The sequence below is a fragment of the Mesorhizobium sp. P5_C1 genome (genome assembly GCF_054049815.1).
This window is the reverse complement of record NZ_JBFULQ010000425.1, coordinates 1-4,854: the sequence shown is the minus strand read 5'-3', so window position 1 is coordinate 4,854 and position 4,854 is coordinate 1. Positions and strand designations below refer to the sequence as shown.

The following is a 4,854-nucleotide window of genomic DNA, read 5'->3' as shown; positions in this document are numbered from 1 at the left end:
CCCGAATGATATCCTGGAGCAGTTCGATTTCGTTGTCGCCAGCGTGCACAGCCGCTTCAAGTTGCCAAAGAAGGAACAGACGGAGCGTATCATCGAGGCGATCGGAAATCCTCGGACGACAATCATCGGGCACATGACCGGACGCCAGCTGTTGCGCCGGCCCGGTTATGATCTCGACGTCGACAAAGTCCTCAAAGCGTGTGCGAAACACGGCATCGCTGTCGAAATCAACGCTCATCCCTGGCGACTCGACCTCGACTGGCGCTGGCATCAAAAGGCACTCGATCAGGGCTGCATCTTCAGCATCAATCCGGACGCTCATTCGATCCGGGAGCTCGACCACATGCATTGGGGTGTCGAAATGGCGCGCAAGGGCGGTGTCCCCGCGAAGCGGGTCCTGAATGCGATGCGTTTGCCGGCCCTCCTTGCGCATCTCGCACGGCGCAGGCAAACGTCCTAAACTGCTTGTGCGCCCGGCCTGTCAGCGCAGGAGCCCGTCCTTCTCAAAATCTTCCCAGCCGCGCAAACGGGAGTGCGAGTTCTCATCGGGGCCATAGGCAGCTGAAGCTGCAATTCCGCGACCGCTTCTTTGAGCGCGTTTCATAGCGGCCTTCCCAGCGGCTCGCCGCCTATTGTCTGCAGCTGTCGCTGCGTCCTGTTCGCGCCAGACCGTAACCAGGTCGCGGTCAAGCACATCCTCCACGTGCCGCGGGTCGAACACGTGAAAGGTGATGTTCCTTGCCCGCCCGCGGAGTTTCACCTTTTTCGTCCCGGCGCTCTGCAAGCGACCATCTTTCAGCCAGCGGTGCCGTTCGGCCGTCGAGATCGTCAGAATGTCCTCGATTTCACGGGGAATTACGGGCAGCTCTTCGATGTTCTGCAGTGCTTTGGATACGATCCCCATTGCCACCTGCACATCATTTTCGGCGCCCTCAGACAGGCGCAGGGTGAGCACGCGGGACTCGATATGGAGCAGTTTCCTGAACTCTGTTGGAAGGCGGGCGCGTATTTCGAGAAAAATACCCCTCGCTCTGACGGACGATCCAAGCGTCGCAGCCGGGGTTAAAGGCCACTCTCCAATCAGCTTCGCTGTTGCATTGATTTTTCGGCGCGCGGACATGCCCCTTTATATAGGTCACCGATTTTCAGCAGCGATGAGCCGATCGTTCTAATCCGCCTGCGGTCTGAACCACGATGCTCTAAGGACGCAACCACGATTGTTAGCGGGTCCGATTGCAATTTCGGCTAACAGGAAGCGGCAGAGTTTATCTCACAGTGCGTTGCCGCGTGGCGGCTTTGGGCCGTTAACGGCCTGGCAGCTTTCAGGATGACTGGCAAGAAAGCCGACCGTTGCGTCCAGCTTTGTGCGGACCGCTTTGCGCCAATAGCGGTCATTGATGACGGTTCCGCGCTAAAGGCGGACGAGCTCGTAACCGATTGAAGCAACCGGTGGCAGTCATTTGCACGAGTAAGCGCAATGACACCGGAGGGCTCGGGCGCACGCCGGTGATCGCCGCAATCATCGAACGGACTACCACGGCAGCTTTCACTGCGGAGCGACAACTAGAAAAAGGCGGACTCTGGCACGGTTCTGGTCTATGCCGACGCTCGTTGCCGGTCCGCCGGCCTTTTGCAACTGGTCCATGAATGAAGCGCCAGCCCACGACGTCGAGCCTGTTACGCCGACTCAATCGTTCGGCCGTGGTGGATTTGATCCGCACCGACGGAGTGGCATCACCTTCGAGCCTCGCCGAGCGACTGAACATCAGCATCCCGACGGTGATGCGGGTGATCGAGGATCTGATTGCCGAGGATTTGGTGGCGTATGACGGGTTTGACGAGCCTAATGTCCGGGGCCGTCCCCGGGCACGCATCAAGTTCCGCGGCGCGGCGCATGCGATCATCGGCATCGAGGCCGGCAAGGGCGAGTTCTATGGCGCCGTGGCCAATCTCGAGGGCGTCGTGCAGACCGAAATGCACGAGACCGCCGACGATGATGGCGAGCGCAATTTCGAGAAGCTGGTCGGCCTGATCCGCCGGCTGATGGCGGTTCCCCGCCCGCGCGGCCAGACCATTCGCGGCATCGGCATTGGCCTACCCTCGATCGTCAGGCAGCCGRAGGGCGAAGTAGTGCTGACGCTCGGGCTCGGCTGGCGCGACATGCCGTTGCGGGCGCGGCTCAGCGAACATTTTCAGATGCCCATCGTCATCGAGAACGGGCGCAACCTCGCCGCCGTGGGCGAATGGGGATTCGGGGCCGGGCGTGGCGCCGACAGTGTCGTGAGCCTCTCGATCGGGCCCGGTGCCGGCGCGGGCGTAGTGATCGACGGCAAGCTCTATGGCGGGCACTCGCATGCGGCGGGCGAGCTCGGCTGGTATCTCGATGACCCCCTCCTCACCGGGCGGCCGTTCGAACATTTAGGCGACAAGCAATCGCTCCGCTTTTTCGGCATCCCCGAACAGGCGACCAAGATGCTCGAAGAGGCCAACACCCAGTATGCGGCGGGAAAGCTCACCCTGGCTGCCGTCACCGACCGGCGGGCGGACCAAATCGCGCCAGTCGTGACCGAACTGCTCGACTATGCGACGATGGCGGTGGGCAGCGTTGCTGCCTTCATGAATCCCGAAATCATCGTACTGGCGGGCCGGATCGTCGGCGGCGGTGATCTGGTGCTCGATGTGCTGCGGCATCGCATCAAGGGCAATGTGTACGACCCGCCGCGCCTCGTGATAGGCGCGCTGGGGCACCGTGACATCGTGCTTGGAGCGGTGCGCCTGGTGCTCGATGCGAYGACCMTCAACCCTGCCGACAGCCTCGTGATGGCCGACTGACGATCAATCGATCGCAATTGACAGCGACTGTATGTCGGCATTAAGTTTCTAACTGAAAGAAAACCCGCGCCCTGCGTCGTGTGGGAGCGTATCTTTCGTGGGAGGACTTCAATGACGAAGATTTTCAATCCGCTTGGGCGGATGATGCAGCGTCGTGACTTCTTGAAAGTTGCGGGTGCGAGCGTTGCGGTAGCGGGTCTGCCTGCGGCAGTTCGCGCTGCCGAGCCCGTCAAGGTGCTTGTGTGGTCGTGGGTGCCGAATCTCCAGCTTGAGGTAGACATGTTCAACGCCGCGCATCCGGGCATCCAGATCGAACTCGTGAATCCCGGCCAGGGGGACCCGTTGTATAACGCGCTCCGCGCGGGCGTGCAGGCGGGCAGCGGCCTGCCGGACGTCGCCCAGATCGAATACCAGCACCTCGAGAGCTTCCGCCAGGTCGACGCCCTCGCAGACATCGGCCAGTACGCCAATGCCCATAAGGGCGAGTTCCCCGAAGGCCTATGGGCGCAGGTCGCCATGGGCGATGTGGTCAACGCCACGCCGCAGGATTACGGTCCGATGGCGATGCTCTATCGCAAGGACATCTTCGACAAGCATGGGATCACGCCGCCCACCACCTGGGCCGAGTTTGCCGATGCGGGCAAGAAGATCCATGCGGCCGATCCGACTGTGTTCATGACCGACGCGCCGTTCGGAGCCAACGCCGACTGGGTCTTGGGTCTGTTGTGGCCGATGGGCTGGAAGCCGGTTAGCCGCGATGGCGACAAGCTCGTGATCAGGATCAACGACAAGATTGCTAAGGACTTCGCCGCCTATTGGCAGGACCTTATCACCGCGGGTGTTATCGAGACCAAGCCGGGCTTCAACAATGAGTGGTACACCGGCCTCGACTCGGGTCGCTATGCCACCTGGCTCGCTGCGGGCTGGGGTCCGCTGTTCCTGACCTCGGTCGCCAAGACCAGCGTGGGCAAATGGCGTGCCGCCGATCTGCCGCAGTGGGACGCGAGCAAGTTCGTGACTGGCGCTTGGGGTGGCTCATCGCTGGCCGTGATGAAAGCGACCCAGCATCTGCCCGAGGCCGCCGAAGTCGCGATCTGGTTGAACACGAATCCCGAAGCCACAAAGCTCTACACCACCAAGCAAAACTTCTTCCCCTGCACCAACGCGCTGCTGTCGAGCCCGGAATGGGCGAGCGCCAAGCCGGAATTCTTCGGCGGCCAGGAGGTGAACAAAGTGTTTGCCAAATCGGCGAGTGCCGTGGCRCCGTTTGAGTGGAGCCCGTTCCAAGGCTTCCTCTACCAGTCGATGTCCGATGAATTCGGCGCCTCGATCAGCGGCAAGGGCACGCTCTCGGATGCGTTCGACCGCGTCCAGGACGCCGTGGTTACCTACGCGAAGGACCAAGGCTTCACCGTGGCCTAACTCCTCCCGGGCACCGGCCGGGCGCGCCTTGATCGGCGCGCCCGATCTCTTCATCTTGCCGGACGGGGGACCCATGGCAATGTCGAATTCGCCAACCGCACCGACGCGCCCAGCGCGATTGGGCGGTTTTACGTCACGAAAGCTCGCGCCCTATCTGTTCCTGGCGCCCTTCATGCTGCTGTTTATCGCCTTCATCGTCGCGCCGCTGGTCTATGCGTTCTACATGAGCCTCTACCGCGACACGCTGGTGGGCGGACGGCAGTTCGCGGGTGCAGCCAGCTACATCAAGGTCGCGGACGACGCCAAATTCTGGGGCGGCGTGTGGAACCTCGTTCTGTTCGGCATCGTGCAGGTGCCGATCATGCTGGCCCTGGCGTTGTTGTTCGCCATCGTGCTCGATCGTGGTCAGGTCTATGCCAAGGGAGTCTGCCGGCTCGGCTTCTTCCTCCCCTACGCTGTGCCGAGCGTGATCGCGACGATCATCTGGGGTTATCTGTACGGCCCCACCTTCGGCCCGTTCACGCAGATGGCCAAGGCGTTCAACCTGCCGCCGCCGGACTTCCTATCGCCGGGCGCGATGATCTTCTCATTGGCCAATAT

4 protein-coding genes and 1 pseudogene are annotated in these 4,854 nt (G+C 61.8%); 4 read left to right on the top strand and 1 reads right to left on the bottom strand.

What is annotated here, in order from left to right; all coding sequences use genetic code 11:
• Window positions 1-460, top strand: a pseudogene (locus ACXJ7R_RS24890) (DNA polymerase/3'-5' exonuclease PolX); the annotation flags it as partial.
• Window positions 461-481: 21 nt separating this feature from the next.
• Here ACXJ7R_RS24890 and ACXJ7R_RS24885 read toward each other — a convergent pair.
• Window positions 482-1,120 (bottom strand): hypothetical protein, encoded by a 639-nt coding sequence (locus ACXJ7R_RS24885; RefSeq protein ID WP_457154145.1) that lies wholly within the window; start codon window positions 1,118-1,120, stop codon window positions 482-484.
• Between the two features lie 527 nt (window positions 1,121-1,647).
• Between ACXJ7R_RS24885 and ACXJ7R_RS24880 the strand changes: the two genes are divergently transcribed.
• The 3 genes from ACXJ7R_RS24880 to ACXJ7R_RS24870 form a co-directional block, all read left to right on the top strand.
• Window positions 1,648-2,832: an ROK family protein gene (locus tag ACXJ7R_RS24880; RefSeq protein WP_457154144.1), complete on the top strand. Its 1,185-nt coding sequence runs from the start codon at window positions 1,648-1,650 to the stop codon at window positions 2,830-2,832.
• A gap of 111 nt (window positions 2,833-2,943) precedes the next feature.
• Window positions 2,944-4,254: an ABC transporter substrate-binding protein gene (locus tag ACXJ7R_RS24875; RefSeq protein WP_457154143.1), complete on the top strand. Its 1,311-nt coding sequence runs from the start codon at window positions 2,944-2,946 to the stop codon at window positions 4,252-4,254.
• 172 nt (window positions 4,255-4,426) lie between these two features.
• A partial coding sequence (locus ACXJ7R_RS24870) for a carbohydrate ABC transporter permease (protein WP_457154142.1) occupies window positions 4,427-4,854 on the top strand: 428 nt, incomplete at its 3' end.